Origin of the sequence: Mariniphaga sediminis (assembly GCF_003573545.1) — a bacterium.
Classification (GTDB): domain Bacteria; phylum Bacteroidota; class Bacteroidia; order Bacteroidales; family Prolixibacteraceae; genus Mariniphaga; species Mariniphaga sediminis.
Genome location: NZ_QWET01000045.1, coordinates 1 through 4,876, shown reverse-complemented (window position 1 = coordinate 4,876; position 4,876 = coordinate 1). Strand labels below are relative to the sequence as shown.

At 36.0% G+C, this 4,876-nt stretch carries 3 protein-coding genes and 1 tRNA gene; 3 read left to right on the top strand and 1 reads right to left on the bottom strand.

The window, feature by feature from the left end:
• Positions 1 to 220 (top strand): transposase (locus D1164_RS23375; RefSeq protein ID WP_147372282.1); only part of this gene is annotated, 220 nt, incomplete at its 5' end.
• A gap of 117 nt (positions 221 to 337) precedes the next feature.
• Here D1164_RS23375 and D1164_RS23370 read toward each other — a convergent pair.
• Positions 338 to 411 (bottom strand) — tRNA-Ala (locus D1164_RS23370).
• A gap of 629 nt (positions 412 to 1,040) precedes the next feature.
• Here D1164_RS23370 and D1164_RS23365 point away from each other — a divergent pair.
• The gene (locus D1164_RS23365; protein WP_119352326.1) at positions 1,041 to 2,396 is read left to right on the top strand and encodes a DegT/DnrJ/EryC1/StrS family aminotransferase; all 1,356 of its coding nucleotides are present in this window, start codon (positions 1,041 to 1,043) and stop codon (positions 2,394 to 2,396) included.
• Between the two features lie 261 nt (positions 2,397 to 2,657).
• A complete protein-coding gene (locus D1164_RS23360; RefSeq protein ID WP_172594615.1) occupies positions 2,658 to 4,424 on the top strand; it encodes a neutral/alkaline non-lysosomal ceramidase N-terminal domain-containing protein in 1,767 nt (588 codons plus the stop codon).
• The last annotated feature ends 452 nt before the right edge of the window (positions 4,425 to 4,876 follow it).

Here is a 4,876-nt window from a genome sequence, read left to right as displayed (position 1 = left end):
GTGGTTCAACGATGTGACAGACTCTGGATTCAAATCCTTCAATACAATATCAGCAACCTTCTATGCTCATTATTCAGAGATATTAAACTATTTTGGCAACAGAAGTACAAATGCATCTGCTGAATCTTTTAATGCAAAAATTAAAGCTTTTAGAAGTCAGTTCAGGGGAGTAAGGGACATTACATTTTTCTTGTTTAGATTAACTAAAATTTATGCTTAATTATTTACTCCCCCACAGAAAGTTCACTTGAGCCAATAAATTGCTCCAAAGTATGCACATTTGTATGCACAAAAAAAGGGAGTTGCAAAAATCTATTTACAATTCCCTTATTTTCAGTGGAGAATAGCGGAATCGAACCGCTGACCTTTTGACTGCCAGTCAAACGCTCTAGCCAACTGAGCTAATCCCCCAATGCGAGTGCAAATATATAAATTATTTTAAACCTCAAATAATTACATTTTTTTAATTTATATCAACTCAAAAAAAATATGGAGTCCAAAATGAATTAGCCAGTTTTTGTCAAAAACCATTTAATTTCACAGCACATTTTTTCCAAACTACAATTCTATTCATTGATTTATTGGCTCTATTATCATTACATTTATACAAAATTTTGCCGGGCAGACTACTCATTTAATCCATACGTTGTCTCCAACAATGTTACGGTAGTTTTTTTTTTAAGTTAGTTCATTAAATTCAAAATCGTCATACTAGAATCTGGCAGAATAGAAATAAGGATTCCTTTTGCATAATTACAACACAACATAGAAACAATTCATAATCAGTCAATTAATTTCAAAATGAATGAAATTCAACAAAAATATATCAATATATGACAATTTCATACAGATACAATATTGGCAGCTCTCATAACTTTGTTTTTAATGTAAAATGTGATGGTTTCAATATTCATTTCATTCGCTTTTAAACTAAACTCTGATAAAATCAGCATATGATTTTTCATTAACTTTATAAGGTTTGAAAAGTACATTAACATGAATCTTCGAGGATATTTTAGTAATATAAAACATAAATTAAAATGACAGCTAATCTTAATCGCAGAAATTTCATTCGAAACTCAGCAATCTCCGGAATTGGATTAACTTTAGGGGCAGCTCACACTTCATTTGCTTCAGGTCCAACCCCTGTAAAACCAGTTGTTTTAGGAGGGGAAAAGGCCCATACAGGAGTATTTCCCAGTTGGCCGGTATTTGATCAAAAAGAAGAGAAGGCATTGAATGATGTTCTACAAAGTAAAAATTGGTGCCGGCTGGGAAGCACTAAAGTGGATAATTTTGAAGCTCAATATAAAAAGCTTAACGGAGCTAAACATTGTCTGGCCACGTCAAGCGGTACAAGTTCATTATCTACCATGCTCGGGGCATTGGATGTCGGCCCAGGCGACGAGGTAGTTATTCCTGTTTACACGTTTATTGCAACTTATAATGTAGTGACATTAAACTACGCATTACCCATTTTTGTTGATTCCGATATCGAAAGTTTTCAGATTGACGCCAATAAAATAGAGCCGGCTATAACTAAACAAACGAAGGTAATTATGCCGGTTCATATAGGAGGTTCTCCGGCCGACCTGGATAAAATTCTGAGTATTGGGGAGAAAACAAAGCTTCCTATTATTGAGGATGCATGCCAGGCGCATTTGGCAGAATGGAAGGGAAAAAAAGTGGGTAATTTTGGGCTAGGTGGAGCATTCAGTTTTCAGGCAAGTAAAAACCTGAATTCAGGTGAAGGGGGCGCTATTATCACCAACGATGATTCATTTGCACAAACTTGTTATAACTTTCACAACCAAGGACAGGGAGGACGTGTTACAGGATTTAATCCGGGCTCAGGGACACGAGGTACAAATCTTCGTTTAACCGAGTTCCAGGGGAATTTACTGGTAGCGCAAATGACACGTGTGGTTGAGCAAACAAACAGAAGGTATGAAAATGCACGGTATCTTTCAAAACTATTAAATGATATTCCAGGAATTACTCCTGCGAAGCTTTATGAGGGTACAACTTTGAGCGCATACCATTTGTATATGTTCAGGTACGATAAATCTTTTTTTGATGGACTAAGCCGGTCAAAATTTATAGAAGCACTAAAACAGGAAGGAATTCCATGTTCAAAAGGGTACGGAATGATAAACAAAGATGCTTATGTAACCGGGTTGGTGAAGAATAAGCACTATCTGAAAATTTATGGAGAGAAAACAATGAATGATTGGCTGGAGCGGAATCAATGTCCGCAAAATGACAAACTTACCGGAGAAGAGAGTCTATGGTTCTTCCAGTATATGTTGTTAGGTTCAAAAACAGATATGGAACAAATTGCTGAAGCAATCCGAAAGATACAAAAATATGCTCCTGAGATCGATAAGTCTTTGTGACCTTTTCGTCGGATGTTGTTTCTGTATATAATATTGGTTGGTGAAACTTTCACATAGATAAATAAGCTCTATGAACGAAAAATAAATAATTCAGTTATGATGAGGATTAGGAAAATATTGATTCTTTCCATTTTGCCGGCACTTTCATTTGCCCAATCAACCTACTTTGTTGGTACATCTACTGCAAGTATAGAACCATATCCTTCGTTAATTTCGTTGCATCTTGGAGGTTATGGAGCTCCACGTGACGGACGTTTCACATTGCAATGGATAGAAAAAGGCCATGTTCCGGAAACCACTGCACTAAGCACTATGAAAAACCGGTTATTGATTATTAGCAGGAATGAATTACTTGGCTTGAATCTTTCCGAAAATAGTAATGGTATTTTCACAGATAACATCGGTACTGCTACCGATATTAAGTTTCTAACCGGTGTTGATAATTCATTATATGGGATCAATGCCTCAGGTGAACTTTTAAGATCGGGATTCAATAAACAGGAAAGATGGGAAAAGGCAGGCCAAATTGGCCATAACGTAACTGCGTTAACTTCCTTGGATAAAACGTTATTCATTTCGAATGATAAAGGGGAAGTCAGATCTTTAAAACCCTTTGAAGATTCAGCTAATTGGAAACAATTAGATTCTCTTCAAGACATTATAAGTTTAGCGGCCAGTAATGAAAAGTTATACGCGTTAACATCTGTCGGAATTCTTTTTCAGCTTCCTTTATCTGGAAATAACAAAAAATGGTTAAAAATTGCTTATAAAAATGAGGAAACAATCAAAGAAAATATTCGGAATATTGCCATACTTAATGATCAGATTTTTGGAATAAGTAATGATAACATTTTATATCAGGGGGAACATCGTAGTGAATCAGCCCTGACAGCCAGAGCAATGGCGATTAAGAATGATAATCAAACCGTGATTATTGTAAATATGGATGTCTGTGGACTTGAGGACACTTTCGTTGGGGCACTCAAACACAAAATCTATGAGAAATATCAAATTCCTGCTTCTGCAGTTTTTATAAACAGTTCACATACCCATTTTGCACCTGTTTCTCAAAACTGGCTGACATGGCAGGAAGCCAATCAACGTCCCGACAGCACATACTTGAATGTAATTATTAAAGGAGGTATTCTTCATGCAGTTAAAGGCGCATTGCATACAATGGAGCCGGCACAATTATCATTTGGTAGAGGGAAAACAGATATTGGTTACAACAGGAGTTTGAAGGATCATCAGGAATTGTATGATAGTGATGTTGATGTTATCCAGATTAATTATAACGGCAGTCATGAAAAAGGCTACTTGTTTATGGCAGCTTGTCACCCGGTATTCAGCGTTGCAGGCACTTTACATTATACTATAAGCGCCAATTTTCCTGGTGTTGCCCGTAAACTAGTAGAAGAACGGACGAACAGTTGTAATTCCCTGTTTTTACAGGGAACTGCAGGAGATATAAACCCAAAGGATGATGGAGAATATATAACAGGGGAAAAACTTGCTAATGAAGTTATAGCAATAACCCGCCGTCCGATGAAAAACATTGAAGGGCCAATATCATTTTATCTTGATACCATAAACTTTCCTGTAACTCCCTGGAGCAAAACAGAAATATATGACTATAGAGTTCAAAATATTAATAAACCAAGGGATATAGAGGCTGAAAAAAATGTGAAATGGTGCGACCTGATGCTGAAATACTATGATGAAGGAACCATGCCGGAAACGATGCCTGTATATGTTCAAACAATCAACATAGGTAACTGGAAACTTATCGGATTTTCAAGAGAAACTACAACTGGTTATAGTTTGGGAGTGAAAAAATTTTGGCCAGATAAAATGGTTTCAGTTGCAGGCTATACGAATGATGTATCTAGCTATTTACCAACAGGCATGCACATTGCAGAAAAAAATTACGAAGGACTGGGTTCTTTTTTTTGGTATGGAATGCCCAGTGTTTTCCCTTCCAATGTTGAAAAGATTATCCTCGATAAAATTGAAAGCCTCCGCCGCTAAACTGCCTAATAAATCTATATATTTATAAGCCTAAACAAAATTTGAAGTAATACTAATTTGCCATTAGAAATATTAAGGTTAAAAAAAGGAGTTTCGAGACAGTTTGCAGAACTCCAAAAAAATTTGAACCATTCTCTTCTTCTCATAGCCGATGAGAGTCTCAGGATTCTTAAACTTCCATCTTTTATTATATATCTACCAATCGCAAATGTTTTGTACCTGACCATTCTCAAAAACTGCGGAGTTTTACCTTAAAGGATGGCTTGCCTGAACAGAACACTACAAAATTTAATTTAGCTTCTGTTGCCCGGGAATCTTTGAATCGTATTTAACGTCAGTTCGATGTAAGAAACCTAAGAAATTGCTAGCAAAAAAGCAAAGTTTTGTTTATATTTAAGTGTCTTATATTTAAATATTTAACAAACAAAACCTTGCTCTGATATGGACTCTAA

Bases quoted from the DNA above. Each gene is read 5' to 3' on its own strand.
- D1164_RS23365 (WP_119352326.1), top strand. From the start codon at position 1,041: ATGACAGCTAATCTTAATCGCAGAAATTTCATTCGAAACTCAGCAATC.